The following is an 18669-nucleotide window of genomic DNA, read 5'->3' as shown; positions in this document are numbered from 1 at the left end:
CACAGTCGAGTCGAGGGAGCGCCATGGCGAAAGGACCTGCCACGATCCCGGACGTCGCGAAGGCGGCCGGCGTCAGCACCGCCACAGCCGCTCGGGCACTCGGCGGCTACGGTCACGTCAGCGAGCGATTCCGGGAGCGCGTACTCGCGGCAGCCGAGGAGCTCGGCTACCGTCCCAATGCCCTGGCTCGCAGCATGATCACCGGACGGACCCAGTCGCTGGGTCTGGTGGTCGCCGACATCGAGAACCCGTTCTTCGCCGCCGTGACCCGCGCGGTCGGCGATGCCGCGCGCGTCCACGGCTACGAGGTGCTGCTCGCCAACTCCGACGAGGACGTCGCCACGGAACGCAGCTCCGTACGCCTCTTCCTCGACAAACGGGTCGACGGGATCATCGTGGCGCCCGCCTCGAGCACGGATGTCGAGCACCTCCGCGAGGCACAGGCCGCCGGCGTGGCCGTCGTCGCCATCGACCGCCGGGTCACCGGCATCGCGGCCGACAGCGTGACGGTGCACAACCGGGCAGCCGCTGCAGCCGCTGTAATGCACTTTCTCGCCGCCGGCCACACAAGAATCGGCTATCTGCGCGGCACAGTGTCCCCTGGGGAGCACGACGGGCTCGGAAGGCGGATCTCGACCGGTGACGAGCGACTGCTCGGCTACCGCGAGAGCCTGCGGTCGGCTGGCCTCGATCCCGACCGCTACGTACGGGTCGGGTGCCTGGGTCGCAAGGAGGCGCTGCACGCGATGCTCGACCTACTTGGCCAGCCCGATCCCCCGACGGCGGTGCTCACCCCGGACAGCATCCTCGCCCTGGGCGTTCTGCTCGCGGCACGCGAGCGCGGTCTGGCGATCCCCGACGATCTGTCGGTGATCTCCTTCGACGACACCGATTGGGCCGACGTCGTCACTCCTCCTCTATCGGTGATCTCGCAGCCCGTGCACGCGATGGGGGCCCGCGCGGTAGAGCTACTGCTCGACCGCATAGACCGCGCGCATGGACGAGCCCGGCACGTGCGCCTGCGCGCGCGCATGGTGGAGCGCGCCTCCGTCGGTCCGCCGCCAGGTGTCAGCTCTAGATCATCATCGGAAATCCACCCTGACCAGCAGGGGCTGGTGATCGTAGGCAATCAATAGTGTGACGGGTGCACCGACCGGTTCGAGCCCGCCCGGTGCCGTAGAGACAGGTGTCGGTGATCGTGGCCGCGTCGGGTCCGCCCCAGGTGGCGGGAGCACCGACGGCCAACCCTGGCATCCGGAAACGGCCACCAGCCGGTTCGACCGGCTCGTCGAATGAGATGCGTTCTAGAGCAACGACTCCCGCCAGTCGACCGAGAGATACTGGGTTTCGCAGAACTCCTGCAGCCCCGCGCGGCCGCCCTCGCGCCCGAGCCCGGACTGCTTCATGCCACCGAACGGCGCGGCCGGGTCGGAGACCAGCCCGCGATTGATGCCGACCATCCCGGCCTCGATCGCCTCGCCGAGGCGAAGCGCGTAGCCGAGGTCACCGGCGAAGACGTACGCCGCGAGCCCCATCTCGGAGGCGTTCACGGCACGGAGCATCGCGGCCTCGTCGGTCCAGGCCACGATCGGGGCGACCGGCCCGAAGATCTCCTCGTCGAGGATGTCGGCGTCCGGGGGGACGTCGGCAAGGACGGTCGGCGGGTAGAAGGTGCCCTTGGCCGCGACCGGGTCGGCGGGGAGCGCCGAGCGGTGGGCGATGCGGGCGCCCTGGAGGACGGCCCGGTCGACCAGGGCGGTGACGGTGTCGACGGCGGTGCGGGAGATGAGGGGGCCGATCGCGGCGCCGGTGGACGCCGGTCCGACGGTGAGCGCCTCGACGGCAGCGCCCAGCCGGGCGGTGAACTCCTCGACCACGTCGGCGTGCACGTAGAACCGGTTGGCGGCCGTGCACGCCTGTCCGCCTCCGCGAAACTTGGCGACCATGGCGCCGGCGACTGCGGCCTCCAGGTCGGCGTCGGCAGTGACGACGAATGGCGCGTTGCCGCCAAGCTCCATGCTCGCGTTGATCACCCGGCCCGCGGCCTGGCGCAGCAGCAGCCGACCGATGCGGGTGGAGCCGGTGAAAGAGATCTTGCGGACCCGGGGGTCGGCCAGCCAGGTGCTCACGACCTCACCCGGGTCGCTCGTGGTGACCAGGTTGACCACGCCGTCCGGCACGCCAGCTTCGACCAGCAGGTCGGCGACCGCGAGCGCGGTCAGCGGGGTCTCGGCCGCCGGCTTGAGCACCACGGTGCAGCCGGCCGCCAGCGCCGGGGCGATCTTGCGGGTAGCCATCGCGGCCGGGAAGTTCCAGGGCGTCACCAACGCGGCCACGCCGACGGGGCGGTATGTGACCAGGCTCCGGGTGCCGCCCGCTGGTGACGGGCCGTAGTCGCCGCCGGGGCGGACCGCCTCCTCGGCGTACCAGCGGAAGAACTCGGCGGCGTAAATCACCTCGCTGCGGGCATCGGCCTCGGACTTGCCGTTCTCGGCGCAGATGAGCGCGGTGAGCCGGTCGGCGTCGCGCAGCATCAGCTCGTAGGTTCGCCGCAGCAGCTCCGAACGCCGGCGAGCCGGGGTGGCGCGCCAGGTGTCGAACGCCGCGTGCGCGGCGTCGACGGCGTCGGTGGCGGCGCGGGCATCGCCGTCGGGAACGGTGCCGACGACCGCTCCGGTGGCGGGGTCGAGGACGTGGATCTCGGTCACGGGTAGTGGCCCCTCTCTACAGGTGGACGTCGGCGACGCGCGGTATGGCCCGGCTGGTGGCCGCCGACGGAGGTCGGGAAGTGGCGGCGGGCGTGATCGCGGACTGATCCCAAGCGGCGATCATCCGCTCGGCCGGGCGGGCCTCGGCCTCAGCTCACTCCAGCCCGGCGAACCGCAGTCCGCCCTTGCCGGGCACTGCGGGAGTGGGCCTGGGCATCGTCGAGCCGCCCGGTCACCTCGGCACCGTGGTCAAGGTGGACTCCAGCACGTCGAGCGCCTCGCCCAGCAGGGCGTCGGAGATGGCGAGCGGCGGCAGGAAGCGCAGCACGTTGCCGTAGGTGCCGCAGGTCAGCACGATCACCCCGGCGCGGTGCGCGGACTGGGCGACTGCGGCGGCCAGCGTGGGATCGGGCTCGGTGGAGCCGGGGCGGACCAGTTCGACCGCGATCATCGCGCCGCGGCCACGAACGTCGCCGAGACGGTCGTCCTTCTGTCGCAGGACATGCAGCCGGGGCTTCATCAGGCCCTCGATCTCGCGGGCCCGGGCGATCAGGCCGTCCTCCTCGATGGTGGCGAGAGCCGCGAGGGCGGCGGCGCAGGCGAGCGGGTTGCCGCCGTACGTGCCGCCGAGGCCGCCGGTGTGCGGGGCGTCCATGATCTCGGCGCGGCCGGTGACCGCGCTCAGCGGCAGGCCGCCAGCGATGCCCTTGGCGGTGACGATCAGGTCCGGGACGACGCCCTCGTAGTCGCAGGCGAACATGTCACCAGTACGGGCGAATCCGGTCTGCACCTCATCGGCCACGAACACCACGCCGTGCTCGCGGCACCACACGGCGAGCGCCGGCAGGAAGCCGGGCGCCGGCTCGATGAATCCGCCCTCGCCCTGGATCGGCTCGATCACCATGGCCGCGAGGTTCTTCGCACCGATGTGCTTCTCGATGCTGGTGATCGCTCGGGCAGCCGCTGCGGCGCCGTCACCACCGCCGTCTGGGGCGGTGTCACGGAAGGGGTAGGACGATGGTGCCCGGTAGACCTCGGGCGCGAACGGGCCGAAGCCGTGCTTGTACGGCATGCTTTTCGCCGTCATCGCCATCGTGAGGTTGGTGCGGCCGTGGTAGGCGTGGTCGAAGACGACCACCGCGTTGCGGCGGGTGTGGGAGCGGGCGATCTTGACGGCGTTCTCGACCGCCTCGGCGCCGGAGTTGAACAGCGCGGTCCGCTTCGGGTGGGCTCCCGGGGTGAGCCGGTTGAGCGCTTCGGCGACCGCGACGTAGGACTCGTAGGGGGTGACCATGAAGCAGGTGTGCGTGAAGGCCGCGACCTGCTCGGTCACTGCGGTGACCACCCGTGGCGCGCTGCTGCCCACCGTCGTGACCGCGATGCCGGAGCCGAGGTCGATGAGCCGGTTGCCGTCGACGTCCTCGATGATCCCGCCGGCCGCGCGGGTGGCGAAGACCGGCATCGTCGTACCGACGCCGGCAGCGACGGCGCCGGTCTTGCGGGCCATGAGTTCCCGGGAGCGCGGACCGGGGATCGCGGTGGCGAGGTGGCGGGTCTGGGGCAGCGGATCGTGCATGAAGACCTCGAGAAGTAGTTCGGCGGACGACCCGGGGCGGCCGGGGTGCTCTGAGTGTGCGGACTCCACGCCTATACAGTCCAAGACCTGTTTGGCCTACAATCCATGCCTGGCGGATCTAGGATTCGTGGCGTGGAAGGCGCTCGGCGAGCACACCCGGGTGCGGAAGGGGCCTCGCTTGGACCTGCGGCATCTGAGGTACTTCGTCGCGGTCTGCGACGAAGGGACCGTGAGCGCCGCAGCCGACGCCGTCCATGTCGCGCAACCAAGCTTGTCGCGACAGCTTCGCCAACTCGAAGACGAGCTTGGGGTCGCGCTGTTTCGTCGCGCCTCCGGGCGGCTGACGCCATCCCCGGCCGGACTGGCCCTCCTTCCTCAGGCTCGCGATCTACTCGCGCGTTGGGACTCTTTCCGGACGTCAGCGACGCTCCACGCCGAGGGTCGGCTGGACCGCCTGACGATCGCGGCGCCGTCGGTGACGATGACCGACATCGTCGCTCCGTTCGTCGCCACCCTGGGTCCCGATAGCCCAACGACGGACGTCCTCGGCGCCGACGGTACGGAGCCGGCAGCCCTTTTGGCGCGGGGAACTGATCTGGTGGTCACCAGCACGAGTCCGGGCCCACCGTTCCGCGCGCTCCGGATCGCGGAGCTACCGGTGTGGGCGCAGCTCCGCCGCGACCATCCCTTGGCCTCCCGCGAGGTGTTGCCCATCGAGTCCCTGCTCGACAGCAGCATCGTGCTGCCGCCACCGGCGACGAACGCTCGGGCGGTCTGGGACAACGCCGTTCAGCTCGCGGGCCTGTCGTTCTCCGGGGTGATCGAGGCAGCCAGCAGCACCATCGCGCAGGCCCACGCTGCTGCTGGACGCGGGATAGCGGTTGCCTCCGACGACCCGCGGTTCGACCTCGTTGCGATACCACTCGTCCACGGCGCCCCGGCGCGACGGTTGCTTGTCCGCCTCATCGCCGTCTGGGACGGGCGGCATCCTGCGGCAGCGATCCTGAAAGAGACCGCCGAGCGGCTCCGCGACTTCACCCACCTGCGCTACGGGGCACCCGAATGATCAACCGTCGGAATCAAACGGACCTGCGTCGGATGCAGGCCGCCGGGGTCACGACGACCGCCGGCACCTACTCGAAGGGCAGCGCCCGCTCCGGCGACCTGCCCGGCCACGCCACCAGCGCCGCCGCCACGGCGCCCGGGTGATGCGGTGAGCTGACCACCACCTTGACAACAAATAAGGTTAGGTTAACCTAACCTCCATGAGTGGTCGGGACAGTCGCGCCGAGGGGCTGCAGGGCGTCGATCTGCGTCTGGGCTACCACGGTGCGACCGTGGTCCACGACGCCGCCATCACGTTGCGCCCCGGGGTCGTGACGGCCCTGGTCGGTCCGAACGGCAGTGGCAAGTCGACGCTGCTGCGCGGGCTGGCCCGGCTGCACCCGCTGGAGCATGGCGAGGTGCAGCTCGCCGACGGCACCGCGGCCCGGGCGCTCACCGCCCGTGAGTTCGCCCGCCGGGTCACCCTGCTGGCCCAGAGCCGCCCCACCCCCAGCGGCGTCACCGTCCGCGACGTGGTCGGCTACGGCCGGCACCCGTACCGGGGACGTTGGCGCGCCGGCGACCCCGACGGCCCGGCCATGGTGGACCGGGCCATGGCGACAACCGGCGTGACCGCGATGGCGGACCGGCCGGTCGACGAACTCTCCGGCGGGGAGTTGCAGCGGGTCTGGCTGGCCACCTGCCTGGCCCAGGACACCGGCGTGCTGCTGCTCGACGAGCCGACCACCTTCCTCGACCTGCGCTACCAGGTCGAGATCCTCGACCTGATGCGGGACCTCGCCGACGACGACAACGTCGCGGTCGGCGTCGTCCTGCACGACCTGAACCAGGCTGCCGCCGTCGCCGACCAGGTGGTGCTCCTGCACGGCGGGCGCGTCCGGGCCACCGGCGCGCCGAGCGACGTCCTCACCGAGGAGGCCCTGACCGAGACGTACGGCATCCGCATCGAGGTGACCGTCGACCCGATCGACGGTCACCTCTCCACCCGACCCGTCGGCCGGCACTCGATCCGGGCCCTCGCCTGACCCGCCAACCGATCCACGAACAGAGAAGACCGTCATGATGCGTACCCGTGCGACCCTCCTGGTCGCCGCCGTCGCCGCGCTGGCGCTGAGCGCCTGCGGCACCACCGAAGACCCGGCCGCGAGCCCCACCGCCTCCGAGGGCGCGTCGAGCGGCCCGATCACCGTCACCGACAGCCGGGGCAAGGCCGTCACCCTCAAGGCGCCGGCCACCAAGGTCGTCGCGCTGGAGTGGGCCGAGGTCGAGACGCTGGTCGCCCTCGGCGTCATGCCCGTCGGCGCGGCCGACACCAAGGGTTACGCCACCTGGTCCCGCGCCGCCAAGCTCGACGCCAGCGTCAAGGACGTCGGCACCCGGTCCGAGCCGAGCGTCGACGCGATCGTCGCGTTGCAGCCGGAGCTGGTGGTGATGGAGGCCGAGCGGGGCGCCACGCTCGTCGACCAGCTGGAGAAGTACGTGCCGGTGCTGGTCACCAAGGGCAGTGACGCCAAGGACAACCTCGGCCGGATGCGGTCCGACGTCACCATGATCGCCCAGGCGACCGGCAAGGCCGGCGAGGGCGAGAAGCTGCTCGCCGACTTCGACGCGGCGATCGCCGACGGTAAGAAGAAGATCGCCGACGCCGGGGCCGCCGGGAAGCAGTTCACCGTCGCCGACGGCTGGAAGGACGGCAGCAACATCACCGTCCGGATGTTCGGCCAGGGCGCGTTCGTCTCCCAGATCGGCATCCAGCTCGGGCTGAAGAACGCCTGGACCGGCAAGGTCGACGAGATGTGGGGTCTGGGCCAGACCGACGTCGAGGGGCTGACCGTCCTCAAGGGCCAGGACCTCACCTTCTTCTACAACGCCTCCGACGGCGACGACGTCTTCAAGCAGGGCCTGTCCGGCAACGCGATCTGGAAGTCGCTGCCCTTCGTGCAGCAGAACAAGCTGCACCGGTTGTCCGACGGCATGTGGACCTTCGGTGGGCCGCTCTCCGGCAAGCAGTACATCGACGAGTTCGTGAAGGTCTACACGGCTTGAGCCAGCTCAGCGCCCCCGTCAGGTCGGGGTCGGCCACGCAGCCGACCCCGACCGGACCACTCGCTCCCACCCGGGTCGTCACCGCCTTCGTCGTCGCCACCGCCCTGCTTCTGGTGGTCACGGCGGTGCACCTCACCCAGGGCACCTCCACCGTCGGCGCGCTCGACCTGCTGCGCCTGCTCACCGGGTCGGACGACGAGGCGGCCCGGGTGCTGGTCGCCTCCCGGATCCCCCGCATGCTCGCCGGGCTGGCCGTCGGTGTCGCGCTCGGTTTCGCCGGAGCCGCGCTCCAGTCGCTGGCCCGCAACCCGCTGGCCTCCCCGGACACCCTCGCGGTCAACGCGGGGGCGCACCTGGCCATCGTCGGTGTGGCCGCGTTCGGCATCTCCCTGCCCGCCCTCCCGGCGGGCGGTCTGGCCTTCTGCGGCGGCCTCGTGGCGGCCGGGCTGGTGATGGCGCTGGCCACCGGCGGTCAGGCCGCCACGACCCGGCTGATCCTCGCCGGCTCGGCCACCGCGCTCGCCCTGAACTCGTTCACCATGCTGCTGATGCTCCTGTTCGAGCAGGCCACCATCGGCCTGTTCGCCTGGGGCAACGGCTCGCTGGTGCAGGCCGACCTGACGGCGTTCACCCAGCTCGCCCCGGTGATCGGGATCGCCGTCGCGCTGCTGGTGGCGCTCGGGCACCGGATGGACGTGCTCGCCCTCGGCGACGACACCGCCACCGTGCTCGGGCTGGACGTCCGGCGCACCCGGCTCGTGGTGATCCTCCTCGCCGTCCTGCTCTCCGCCGCCGCGGTGACCCTGGCCGGGCCGATCGGCTTCGTCGGGCTCTGCGCGCCGGTGATCGTCCGGCTGCTCGGCCGGATGGTGCCCGGGGTGCACCGGCACCGGGTCCTGCTGCCGCTCTCCGGCATCGTCGGCGTGCTCATCGTGCTCGGCTCGGACGTGCTGCTGCGGGCCGTGCTCGGCGGCCAGGCCGGCGTGGACGTGCCGACCGGCGTGGTCACCACGCTTTTCGGCGCGGTGCTGATGGTCTGGCTGGCCCGCCGCTACCGGGACGCCGGCCCCACCCGCCGGCCCCCGGGCGGGCACGCCGCCGTCCGCTCCCGCTCCTTCCACCTCGGCGTGGTGGCCACCGCCGCCGCGGTGACCGTCGGGGCGGTGGTACTCGGCATGCTCGCCGGGGACACCTGGGTCCTGCTCGGCGACGTGGTCAACTGGGTGCAGGGGCGCACCGGACCGGCGTACACCTTCGTGCTGGACCAGCGCTGGCCCCGGGTCGCGGCGGCGCTGCTGGCCGGCGCGGCGCTCGCGGTCGCCGGCACCACCGTGCAGGCGGTCTGCCGTAACCCGCTCGCCGAGCCGGGCATCCTCGGCATCACCGGCGGGGCCGGCATCGGCGCGGTGGCGCTGCTGACCTTCGTCCCACTGGCCGGGGTCGCGGCCATCTCCGGTGCGGCCGGGCTCGGCGCGCTCCTGGCGTTCGCCCTGGTCTACGGCCTGGCCCGGTACGGCGGCCTGAGTTCCGACCGACTGGTGCTGATCGGTTTCGGGGTGTGGCAGGGCGGCACTGCCGTCATCACCTTCATCATCGTCACCTCCGACCCGTGGAACACCGGCAAGGCGTTGACCTGGCTCTCCGGCTCCACCTACGGCCGGACCGGTCCGCAGGTGCTCCCGGTGGCGATCGCGCTGCTGCTGAGCATCCCGGCCGTCGTCGCGGCCCGGCGGGAACTCGACCTGCTGTCGTTGGACGACGACACGCCCCGGGTGCTCGGCGTCCGGCTGGAGCGCACCCGGCTGCTCGCCCTCGGCGCGGCGGCGCTGCTCACCTCGACCGCCGTCAGCGCGGTCGGTGTGATCGGCTTCGTCGGGCTGGTCGCCCCGCACGCCGCACGGGCCCTGGTCGGTGGCCGGCACTCGCGGGTGCTACCGGTCGCCGTGCTGCTCGGCGCGGCCCTGGTCAGCCTCGCCGACACCCTCGGCCGCACGGTCATCGCCCCCGCCCAGGTGCCCGCCGGCCTGGTCACCGCCATGATCGGCACCCCCTACTTCGTCTGGTTGCTGTGGCGCTCGCGCGGCGCGGCGACCGGTCCCCGATGAGCTCCCGACCGGTGGTCCGGCACACGCGCGGACCCACCGGCCACCGATGAAGGAAGGCCGCCATGCCGAGCACCCTCTCCGTCGCGCCCTGGCGCGTCTTCGCCGTCGAGGTCCGTGCGCTGCGCCGGCTCAGCCCGTCGTTCCTGCGGGTCACCTTCGCCGGCCCGGACCTCGACCGGTTCGCCGACAACGGGTACGACCAGCGGATCAAGGTGGCGCTGCCGCGCACCGGGGAGACGGTGGCCGAGTTGCCGTACGGCCCCGACTGGTACCAGCAGTGGCGGACACTGCCCGAGGAGGCGCGCTGCCACATCCGTACGTACACGGTCCGGGCGGTCCGGCAGGACGTCCAGGAGGTGGACGTCGACCTGGTGCTGCACGGCGTCGGCGGACCGGCCACCCGGTGGGCGCGACGGGCCCGGCTCGGTGACCGGCTCGCCCTGGTCGGCCCGGACGCCGGTTACGACGGGGTGCACGGCGGCGTCGAGTTCCGGCCCCCGGCGGTCGGGACGCTGCTGCTCGCCGGGGACGAGACCGCCGCACCGGCGATCTGCGCCATCCTGGAGCGGCTGCCGGCCGACGCCCGTGGTCACGCCCTGATCGAGGTGCCCGACACCCGTGACGTCCTGCCGGTGACCGCTCCGTCCGGGGTGACCGTGACCTGGCTGCCCCGGATCGGCGCGGCCCACGGCAGCCGGCTCGCCCCGGCCGTGGCGGCGCTGTCCGGGGAAGTGCTGCCGGCCGTCCGGCCCGCTCTCGCGCTGGCCGGCGGGGTCACCGCGGCACCGGCCGGTTCGCTGGCCGAGGTGGATGTCGACCGGGACATCCTCTGGGAGGTGCCGGACGTGCCCCCCGCCGCCCCGCTCTACGCCTGGCTGGCCGGTGAGGCGGCGATGATCCGGGGACTGCGCCGGCACCTGGTCACCGAACGGGGACTCGACCGGAGCGCGGTGGCCTTCATGGGCTACTGGCGGCTGGGCCGCACCGCCGACTGACCCGGGCCCCCGACCGAGCCGGCCCGGTCGGAAACGTCCAGGAAGAGGAGTTGGGCGCGTTTGTCCGGCAGGTCGACCTGCGGGCCGGGGACGAAGCCCGCGCGGACCAGCCGGGCGATGGCCCGGTCGTTACGGGCGTCCGGCTCGGCGACGATCCGCCGCCGGGACCCGTCGGTCAGGACGAAGTCGAGGAACGCGCCCAGCACGGTGCCGGTGAAGCCCGGCTCGGCGCCGCCGTCCGGCGGGCCGACCATCAGATGGATGCCGAAGTCGCCGGGGCGCACCTCGTAGCACTCGCCCACCGGGTCGGCCGCCGGCTCGTACGTCTGGAAGAGCCCCACCGGGCGGCCGTCCCGGTGGATCAGGTACGCGTGGTGGGTGGTCAGCGAGTCCACGTAGGCGTAGATCTCGCGCACCCGCTCCCGGCTGGCGTCCCGCATGCCCCAGAACCGGGACCGTTCCCGGGTGACCCAGTCGTGGATCAGGTCGGCGTCGGCGGCCGGGTCGACGGGTCGGATCGTCACCTCCCCGAAGCCGTCGACGTGCCGCCGCCAGACCGGGTCAGAAGGTGTCGTCACCGCGCTCCTCGGTGAGCTGGTCCCAGTCGGTGACGATGGGTACGAGATCGCCGCGCAGCCAGTACGGCAACTGGTCGCGGTGGTGCGGGCCGGGCACCCCGGACGCCCCGAACGGCACGATCCAGCGGCTGTCGTCGCGCCGGCCCAGGTCCCAGACGTAGCGGGCGGCCGACGCCCGGAAGCAGCGGTGGGTGGCACCGGGAATGCTGGAGGTGGCGAGCACGCAGTCGTGGTCGCCGGACAGGCCCGGCCACCACGCGTGCGGGTCGGGCAGGGCCGCCCAGGGGGCGAGCAGGTGCATCTCCCCCCATGAGACCCGGGGGGCGTCGGCCACCTCGTCGAGCGCGGCACGGACGGCGGCGACCCGGTCGGTCGCGGGGAGGAGATCTGCGGTGAGGAGGCTCTCCAGCGCGAACCCGACCTTCGGTACCAGGGCGAGCCAGGGCTGGAACCGCGCAGGATACTTGGTCTGGTCGGCCAGGGGGGTCAGCGTCGGGTGCGCCGCGAGACGGCGTACCACCCCGGCCCGGACGGCGGCGAAGGCGGCGGCGTCGACGCTGTCGTCGCGCATCTCGCGGTCCCAGCTAAGCAGGCGATCCTGCAGGGCGGCGGCGTCCGGGGTGAGCTCGTCCAGGCCGGCGAGAAGGGCCAGCAGCGGCTCGGCGGACCCCAGCTGGGTGTCGGTGTGGACGATCGTCTGGTCGTCGACGGTCCAGTCGTCGAGGGCGTCGAGCAGTTCCCGGATGCGGTTCGCCCGGTGCGGCGGGGCGAACTCGACGCCGAGCGGCTCGGCGATGCCCCGCTCGTTGGCCATCACCGCGAGGTCGTGCACCTCGGCGCGGGGCAGGTCGTGCCAGCCCTGCCACTCGTGGCCGGGCTCCCAGGCCGGGACGACGCCCAGCCCGTTGGCCCGGTCCCGGGCCGGGACCGCCCCGGCGACCCGGTGCAGCAGGCCGCCTTCGGTGTCGGCGGCGAGCACCACGTTGACTGGCTCCACCCAGTGTTCACAGGCGGCGTCCACGTCGGCTACCCGGGTGGCGGCGAGCAGGGCGGGGAGCGCGGCGAAGCCGATGTCGCCGAAGAACCGGGGCGGGTAGCGGAGGCTGATCGCCTGGTCATCGTCGGGACCTCCGATGATCACCGGACCGCGGTCGGTCTCGATCACCTCGACCTCGACCGGGTCGCCGCCGGCCACCTCGACCGTCTCGACGTGCCGTTGCGCGGGTTGCCAGCCGTCCGGGCCGAACGCCTCGACGGTGTCGCCCTGGCGACGCAGCCGCTCGGCGTAGAGGTCCTGGTAGTCGGCCATCGCGTTGGTGATCGCCCAGGCCACCGTGCCGGTGTGTCCGAAGTGGGCGATGCCGGGCACGCCCGGCACGGCCAGCCCGACCACGTCGTACTCCGGGCAGGCCAACCGGATCTGCTGGTAGACGCCGGGGTCCTCGATGAACCGGTGCGGGTCCCCGGCGACGATCGCCGCCCCGCTGGCGGTCCGCGCACCAGTGAGCAACCACCCGTTGCTCCCGGCGGTGTCGGCGCCGTCGGTGGCGAAGAGGGCTACCGCGTCCTCGCCGAGGTGGCGGACGACCTCGGTCCGCCAGAGCTTGCTCGGGAAGCCGGCGAAGAGCACGTGCTGGGAGAGCCAGACGGCGAGCGGTGTCCAGGGTTGCCAGCGGCCGGGGAGGAGTCCGACAGTGGCGAACTGCGGTGCCCGGAGGGCCCCGTGGTCGAGGCCGGCGTTGACCCCGTCGACGTACGCCTGCACCCAGGCGGCGGTGGCCGGGTCGAGGTTGTCGTGGCAGCGGCGGGCGGTGTCGTCGAGCCGGGCCTGCCGGGCGAAGGTGTCCCATTCGAGCGCCTCGGTGCCGAGGAAGGACGCGCCGGTCCCCTGTGACCGGTGCCGCTCCACCTCGATCTGCCAGGCGCGGTCGATCGCCGCGTTGTACCCCTGGGCGAAGGCGAGAGCCAGCGGATCGCCGGCCCGCAGGTGTGGAATTCCCCACGCGTCACGGAAGACCTGATGTTCCACCCCTGACCTCCTCCATTGGCAAGGCTCGCCCAACCTACGTAACCGAGGACTCGCGCACAATCCCAGTGACGGTACGCCATTCGACCACAACTCCTTGACAAGAAGTTAGGTTAGCGTAACCTAACCACGGCTTGTTGCCGGTTGTCCGTCACGGACCACCGGCCGGCTCTGACCGTCTCCACGCGACCGTTGAGGAAACCGTATGAACCTCCAGGGGCACGAGGCCGCGCCGATCGCGGCGCGACGCCGGCCGACGGCCGCCCGCGCGTACCTGCTCAACCAGGGCACGGTGGACGACTACCGCCGGACGGTGAGCGCGGGCGTCGACCGGGTCGCGGGCCGGGTCGCCGGCGCCGACCGCCCCTTCACCGGGATCACCCCGGACCGCCTCGCCCCCGAGATCGACCGGATCGACCTGGACCGGCCGCTGCACGACCCGGCCGCCGCCCTCGACGAGCTGGACTCGGTCTACCTCCGCGACGCCGTCTACTTCCACCACCCCCGCTACCTGGCCCACCTGAACTGCCCGGTGGTGATCCCGGCGCTGCTCGGCGAGGCGGTTCTCAGCGCGGTCAACTCCTCCCTGGACACCTGGGACCAGAGTGCCGGCGGGACGCTGATCGAACGCCGTCTGATCGACTGGACGGCCGACCGGATCGGCCTCGGCCCGACCGCCGACGGGGTCTTCACCAGCGGCGGCACCCAGTCCAACCTCCAGGCCATGCTGATGGCCCGGGAGGAGGCCTGCGCGAACCAGCCGCTGCCCCGGGCGGAGCTGCTGCCCCGGCTGCGCGTGCTCGCCTCCGAAGCCGGCCACTTCAGCGTGCAGAAGTCGGCCAAGCTGCTCGGGCTGGCCCGGGACGCGGTGATCACCGTCGAGACCGACCCGGACCGGCGGATGCGCCCGGAGGCACTGGCCCGCGAACTCGACCGCTGTCACCGGGCCGGACTGATCGTGATGGCGGTGGTCGCCACCGCCGGCACCACGGACTTCGGCACCATCGACCCGCTGCCGGCCATCGCCGAGCAGTGCCGGGCCGCCGGGGTCTGGCTGCACGTCGACGCCGCGTACGGCTGCGGGCTGCTGGTCTCCACCACCCGGCGGCACCTGCTCGACGGCATCGAGCAGGCCGACTCGGTCACCGTGGACTACCACAAGTCCTTCTTCCAGCCGGTCAGCTCCAGCGCGGTGCTGGTACGGGACCGGCGGGTGCTGCGGCACGCCACCTACCACGCCGAATATCTCAACCCGGCCCGGATGGTCGAGCAGCGCATCCCCAACCAGGTCGACAAGAGCCTCCAGACCACCCGCCGCTTCGACGCGCTGAAGCTCTGGCTGACCCTGCGCATCATGGGCGCGGACGCCCTCGGTGAACTCTTCGACGAGGTGGTGGACCGGGCCGCCGACGCCTACACGCTGCTGTGCACCGACCCACAGTTCGAGGTGGTCACCCGGTCACAGCTCAGCACCGTGGTGTTCCGGTACCTGCCGGCGGAACGTCACCTCGCCGACGACGCCAACCTGCACGCCCGGGAGGCGCTGGCCGCCTCCGGTGCCGCCGTCGTCGCCGGGACCAAGGTGGACGGCCGGCACTTCCTGAAGTTCACCCTGCTCAACCCGGAGACCACGATCGACGACATCGCGCACGTCCTCGACCTGGTCGCCGCGCACGCGAGCCGGTACATCCGGGCGCGGACCGCCGCCGAGGTGTCGGTGCCGGCCCCCGGCGTCGTCGCCGAACCCTGCCACGTCGGCTGACCGCCCTCGCCCCTCGTTCCCTGGAGAGCCGCATGTCGACCCACGACTTCATCGCGATCGGGCTGGGCCCGTACAACCTGGGCCTGGCCTGCCTGACCGAACCGATCGCCGACCTGGACGGCGTCTTCCTGGAGGCCCGCCCGGACTTCGACTGGCACCCCGGGATGCTGCTGGAGGCCACCCGGCTCCAGACGCCGTTCATCGCCGACCTGGTCACCCTGGCCGACCCGACCTCGCCGTACTCCTTCCTCAACTACCTCAAGGAGTCGGGGCGGCTCTACCCGTTCTACATCCGGGAGAGCTTCTTCCCACTCCGCCGGGAGTACAACGACTACTGCCGCTGGGCAGCCGGCAAGCTGGGCTCCCTCCGCTTCGGCCAGCAGGTCACCTCGGTCGAGTACGCCGACGGCGGCTACACCGTCCACGCCACGGTCACCGCGACCGGGGAGGCCGTGGAGTACCGCGCCCGGCACCTGGTGCTGGGCACCGGCACCCCGCCGTACCTGCCGCCGGCCTGCGCCGGGCTCGGCGGGGACATGATCCACAACGCGCACTACCTGGAGCACCGGGCCGCCCTGCGGGCCAAGCGGAGCATCACCGTCGTCGGCAGCGGGCAGAGCGCGGCGGAGATCTACCACGACCTGCTCGGCGACCTCGACGGTCACGACTACCAGCTCAACTGGGTGACCCGTTCGCCGCGCTTCTTCCCGCTGGAGTACACCAAGCTCACCCTGGAGATGACCTCCCCGGACTACGTGGACTACTTCCACGCCCTGCCCGAGGAGACCCGCTACCGGTTGGAGTCGGAGCAGAAGAACCTGTTCAAGGGGATCAACTCCGACCTGATCAACGAGATCTTCGACCTGCTCTACGCCCGCAGCCTCGACGGCCCGATCCGTACCCGCCTGCTGACCAACACCGAGCTGACCAGCGCCGCGTACGACGAGGCGGCCGGCAGCTACCGGCTCGGGCTGCGCCACGTCGAGCAGGGACGGGACTTCGCCCTCGACACCGAGGGGCTGGTGCTGGCCACCGGCTACCACTACCGGGTGCCGGACTTCCTCGAACCGGTGCGGGACCGGATCCGCTGGGACTCCCACGGCCGCTTCGACGTGGCCCGCAACTACACCGTCGACCACGCCGGGCGGGAGATCTTCCTCCAGAACGCGGGCACCCACACGCACAGCATCACCTCGCCCGACCTGGGCATGGGGCCGTACCGCAACTCGTGGATCATCCGGGAGCTGACCGGCCGGGAGCACTACCCGATCGAGAAGCGCATCGCCTTCCAGGACTTCGGGACGCCGGCGGGTACGGGTTCGTGACCAGCGTCGTCTACCGCCGGGTCGACCACCGGCTCGGCGCGTTCGCCCTGCGTACCCTCGATCCGGACGCGGACGCCGCGCTGCTGCACGGCTGGGTGACCCACCCGAAGGCCGCGTACTGGCTGATGCTCGACGCGGACCTGGCCCGGGTCGCCGCCGAGTACCGCCGCATCCACGAGCACCCGCACCACGACGCCTTCGTCGGGCTGTGGCGGGACCGGCCGGCGTTCCTCGCCGAACGGTACGACCCGGCGCGGGTCGAACTCGTCGGCCTCCACGACGCGGCCGAGGGGGACGTCGGCATGCACTTCCTCTGCGCGCCCGCCGAGACGCCGGTGCACGGCTTCACCCTTGCCGTGATCACCACGGTGATGGCCTGGCTCTTCGCCGACCCGGCGACCCACCGGGTGGTGGTCGAGCCGGACGTGCGCAACACGGCGGTGCACGCCCTCAACGCGGCGGTCGGCTTCGAGGTGGTCGGTCCCGTCGCCAAGCCCGAGAAGGAGGCGCTGCTCAGCGTCTGCACCCGGGCCATGTTCGAGCAAGCCACCGGCCTGGACACCACGGTCCGGCCGTCCCCGGAGGAGTCCCGCACGTGAACCCCGTCGAGTCCGTCGCCGCCCCGGCTCCGGAGCCGTCCGTCGGCCTCAACCCGGAGTTGTCCGTCGCCCACCTGACCCCGGAGCACTGGGCCCGGGCCAACCGGCTGCTCGTGCGCAAGGCGCTCGCCGAGTTCGCCCACGAACGCCTGCTCGCCCCCGAGCCGGTCGGCGACGACCCGGCCGGTCCGAGCGGGCGTACCTACCTCGTCCGCAGCGACGACGGCAGTGTCGAGTACCGGTTCGCCGCCCGGCTGCTCTCCCTGGAGCACTGGCACATCGACCCGGCGAGCATCACCCGCCACCGCGACGGCGCGGAACTGCCGCTGGACGCCCTGGACCTCTGCACCGAGCTGCGCGGCGCGCTCGGCCTCTCCGACCGGGTGCTGCCGGTCTACCTGGAGGAGATCACCTCCACCCTGGCCGGGACCGCGTACAAGCTGAGCCGACCGGAGGTGAGCGCCGCCGAGCTGGCCCGCGCCGACTTCCAGGCGATCGAGACCGGCATGACCGAGGGGCATCCCTGCTTCGTGGCGAACAACGGCCGGCTCGGCTTCGGCATCCACGACTACCACCGGTACGCCCCGGAGGCGGCCCGACCGGTCCGGCTGCTCTGGCTCGCCGCGCACCGCGACCACGCCACCTTCACCTGCGCCGCCGACCTCGACTACGACGCCCTCGTGGCGTACGAGCTGGGCGGGGAGACCCGGGACCGGTTCACCGCCACGCTCACCGGCCTCGGCCTCGACCCGTCCGACTACCTGCTGATCCCGGTGCACCCCTGGCAGTGGTGGAACCGCCTGGCGGTCACCTTCGCGGGCGAGGTGGCCCGGCGGCGGCTGGTCTGCCTCGGCGAGGGACCGGACGAGCACCTGGCGCAGCAGTCCATCCGCACCTTCTTCAACGTCAGCACGCCGGAGCGGCACTACGTCAAGACCGCGCTTTCCGTGCTGAACATGGGCTTCCTGCGCGGGCTCTCCGCCGCGTACATGGAGGCCACTCCGGCGATCAACGACTGGCTCGCCGAGCTGTTCGACGCCGACGAGGTGATCAAGGAGACCGGCCTGACCATCCTGCGCGAGCGGGCCGCCGTCGGCTACCGGCACCGGCAGTTCGAGACGGCCACCGACCGGTACTCCCCGTACCGGAAGATGCTCGCCGCGCTGTGGCGGGAGAGCCCGGTGCCGGGCCTGGCCCCGGGCCGCCGCCTGGCCACCATGGCGTCCCTGGTGCACGTCGACGCCGACGGCCGCTCGCTGGTCGCCGCGCTGATCGGAGAGTCCGGGCTGGCCCCCGAGGTGTGGCTGCGCCGCTACCTGGACGCGTACCTGGTGCCGCTGCTGCACGCCTTCTACGCCTACGACCTGGCGTTCATGCCGCACGGCGAGAACGTCATCCTGGTCCTCGACGGCGGCACGGTCGAGCGGGCGATCTTCAAGGACATCGCCGAGGAGATCTGCGTGATGGACCCGGCGGTGGAGCTGCCGGAGCAGGTGCGCCGGGTACAGGCCGAGGTCCCGGAGGACATGCGCCTGCTGTCCATCTTCACGGACGTCTTCGACTGCTTCTTCCGGCACCTGAACGCGGTGCTGGCCACCGAGGGCGTGCTCGACGAGGAGACCTTCTGGCGGACGGTGGCGGAGTGCGCGACCGCCTACCGCGACCGGGTGCCGCACCTGGCCGAGCGGTTCGCCCGGTACGACCTCTTCGCCGACGACTTCGCCCTGTCCTGCCTCAACCGCCTCCAGTTGCGCAACAACGAGCAGATGGTCGACCTCGCCGACCCGTCCGCCGCCCTGCAACTGGTCGGCACCCTCGCCAACCCCCTCGCCCGCTTCGCCCCGCCGGCCGGGTGAATCTCCGGGATTCCTCCGGCGCGGATGC

Annotated in this window: 15 protein-coding genes; 11 read left to right on the top strand and 4 right to left on the bottom strand. The window is 72.2% G+C overall.

Features of this window, described 5'->3' with window-relative positions:
* Positions 1 to 23: 23 nt before the first annotated feature.
* Positions 24 to 1136: a LacI family DNA-binding transcriptional regulator gene (locus tag GA0074694_RS09730; protein WP_091455810.1), complete on the top strand. Its 1113-nt coding sequence runs from the start codon at positions 24 to 26 to the stop codon at positions 1134 to 1136.
* 168 nt (positions 1137 to 1304) lie between these two features.
* Here the strand turns inward: GA0074694_RS09730 and GA0074694_RS09725 are convergent, their stop codons facing one another.
* The gene (locus GA0074694_RS09725; RefSeq protein WP_091455806.1) at positions 1305 to 2708 is read right to left on the bottom strand and encodes an NAD-dependent succinate-semialdehyde dehydrogenase; all 1404 of its coding nucleotides are present in this window, start codon (positions 2706 to 2708) and stop codon (positions 1305 to 1307) included.
* A gap of 232 nt (positions 2709 to 2940) precedes the next feature.
* On the bottom strand, positions 2941 to 4284 hold the full coding sequence (gene gabT, locus GA0074694_RS09720) for a 4-aminobutyrate--2-oxoglutarate transaminase (protein ID WP_091458914.1): 1344 nt from the start codon (positions 4282 to 4284) through the stop codon (positions 2941 to 2943).
* 178 nt (positions 4285 to 4462) lie between these two features.
* Between gabT and GA0074694_RS09715 the strand changes: the two genes are divergently transcribed.
* The 6 genes from GA0074694_RS09715 to GA0074694_RS09695 all read left to right on the top strand — a co-directional run bounded on the left by GA0074694_RS09715 (position 4463) and on the right by GA0074694_RS09695 (position 10495).
* Entirely contained in the window at positions 4463 to 5350 is an 888-nt protein-coding gene (locus GA0074694_RS09715; protein WP_091458911.1) for a LysR family transcriptional regulator, read from the top strand.
* Positions 5347 to 5493: a hypothetical protein gene (locus GA0074694_RS31530; protein ID WP_176737834.1), complete on the top strand. Its 147-nt coding sequence runs from the start codon at positions 5347 to 5349 to the stop codon at positions 5491 to 5493. Before GA0074694_RS09715 ends, GA0074694_RS31530 begins: the two co-directional genes overlap by 4 nt.
* A 56-nt stretch (positions 5494 to 5549) precedes the next feature.
* Positions 5550 to 6374 (top strand): ABC transporter ATP-binding protein, encoded by an 825-nt coding sequence (locus tag GA0074694_RS09710; protein WP_091455801.1) that lies wholly within the window; start codon positions 5550 to 5552, stop codon positions 6372 to 6374.
* 34 nt (positions 6375 to 6408) lie between these two features.
* Positions 6409 to 7395 carry an ABC transporter substrate-binding protein gene (locus GA0074694_RS09705; RefSeq protein WP_091455797.1) on the top strand — a complete coding sequence of 329 codons (987 nt, stop codon included), beginning with the start codon at positions 6409 to 6411 and terminating at the stop codon, positions 7393 to 7395.
* Positions 7392 to 9500, top strand: coding sequence for an iron ABC transporter permease (locus GA0074694_RS09700; protein WP_091455792.1), 2109 nt, complete (start codon positions 7392 to 7394; stop codon positions 9498 to 9500). The genes GA0074694_RS09705 and GA0074694_RS09700 overlap by 4 nt, the downstream gene beginning before the upstream one ends.
* Positions 9501 to 9562: 62 nt before the next feature.
* Positions 9563 to 10495: a siderophore-interacting protein gene (locus GA0074694_RS09695; RefSeq protein WP_091455789.1), complete on the top strand. Its 933-nt coding sequence runs from the start codon at positions 9563 to 9565 to the stop codon at positions 10493 to 10495.
* Here the strand turns inward: GA0074694_RS09695 and GA0074694_RS09690 are convergent.
* Both GA0074694_RS09690 and GA0074694_RS09685 read right to left on the bottom strand, forming a co-directional pair.
* Positions 10465 to 11073 (bottom strand): GNAT family N-acetyltransferase, encoded by a 609-nt coding sequence (locus GA0074694_RS09690; RefSeq protein ID WP_091455784.1) that lies wholly within the window; start codon positions 11071 to 11073, stop codon positions 10465 to 10467. The genes GA0074694_RS09695 and GA0074694_RS09690 overlap by 31 nt on opposite strands.
* On the bottom strand, positions 11057 to 13102 hold the full coding sequence (locus tag GA0074694_RS09685; RefSeq protein ID WP_091455781.1) for a penicillin acylase family protein: 2046 nt from the start codon (positions 13100 to 13102) through the stop codon (positions 11057 to 11059). The genes GA0074694_RS09690 and GA0074694_RS09685 overlap by 17 nt, the downstream gene beginning before the upstream one ends.
* Before the next feature lie 202 nt (positions 13103 to 13304).
* Between GA0074694_RS09685 and GA0074694_RS09680 the strand changes: the two genes are divergently transcribed.
* Genes GA0074694_RS09680 through GA0074694_RS09665 form a run of 4 tightly spaced genes read left to right on the top strand, consistent with a single transcriptional unit; the run spans position 13305 to position 18641 of the window.
* Positions 13305 to 14861: a pyridoxal phosphate-dependent decarboxylase family protein gene (locus GA0074694_RS09680; protein WP_091455776.1), complete on the top strand. Its 1557-nt coding sequence runs from the start codon at positions 13305 to 13307 to the stop codon at positions 14859 to 14861.
* Positions 14862 to 14893: 32 nt separating this feature from the next.
* The gene (locus tag GA0074694_RS09675) at positions 14894 to 16186 is read left to right on the top strand and encodes a lysine N(6)-hydroxylase/L-ornithine N(5)-oxygenase family protein (protein WP_091455773.1); all 1293 of its coding nucleotides are present in this window, start codon (positions 14894 to 14896) and stop codon (positions 16184 to 16186) included.
* The gene (locus GA0074694_RS09670; protein WP_091455769.1) at positions 16183 to 16785 is read left to right on the top strand and encodes a GNAT family N-acetyltransferase; all 603 of its coding nucleotides are present in this window, start codon (positions 16183 to 16185) and stop codon (positions 16783 to 16785) included. The genes GA0074694_RS09675 and GA0074694_RS09670 overlap by 4 nt, the downstream gene beginning before the upstream one ends.
* 59 nt (positions 16786 to 16844) lie before the next feature.
* Positions 16845 to 18641: an IucA/IucC family protein gene (locus GA0074694_RS09665; protein WP_245714733.1), complete on the top strand. Its 1797-nt coding sequence runs from the start codon at positions 16845 to 16847 to the stop codon at positions 18639 to 18641.
* The last annotated feature ends 28 nt before the right edge of the window (positions 18642 to 18669 follow it).

Origin of the sequence: Micromonospora inyonensis (genome assembly GCF_900091415.1) — a bacterium.
Lineage (GTDB): Bacteria > Actinomycetota > Actinomycetes > Mycobacteriales > Micromonosporaceae > Micromonospora > Micromonospora inyonensis.
Note: the sequence above shows the minus strand (reverse complement) of the source record. Positions and strands in the feature narration are given on the sequence as shown.